Origin of the sequence: Flavihumibacter cheonanensis (genome assembly GCF_022352215.1) — a bacterium.
Taxonomy (GTDB): domain Bacteria; phylum Bacteroidota; class Bacteroidia; order Chitinophagales; family Chitinophagaceae; genus Flavihumibacter; species Flavihumibacter cheonanensis.
Genome location: NZ_JAKRWF010000053.1, coordinates 1 through 291 on the forward strand (window position 1 = coordinate 1; position 291 = coordinate 291).

Annotated in this window: 1 protein-coding gene; it reads left to right on the top strand. The window is 58.8% G+C overall.

The window, feature by feature from the left end; all coding sequences use genetic code 11:
- On the top strand, window positions 1–291 hold a 291-nt coding region (locus MD536_RS21095), incomplete at both ends, for a hypothetical protein (RefSeq protein WP_239603770.1).

Consider the following 291-nt stretch of genomic DNA (forward strand, 5'->3'; position numbering starts at 1 on the left):
TTCCCCATTACCCATCTCAGGTCCACAGCCCTGGTAAGCTCGCGGACTTCTTCCCCGGTCAGGACGCCGGCCGTAGCTGGTGTTACGACGTCGAGATAGGCGCCCACCAGCTCCTCCCCACGGGCGTTCTCGATCCGAACGATCGTGAAGTAGATCGCATGCTAGATCACATGGAAGATGTGCAGTTCCTCGCCGATGGTTGGTTCGACTACCCGGCCGACATGAATGAGAAGGATTGGTTCAACCTCGGCGGCTTCTCCAAGGTGCAGCCTTACTACACGCGCAACTGCG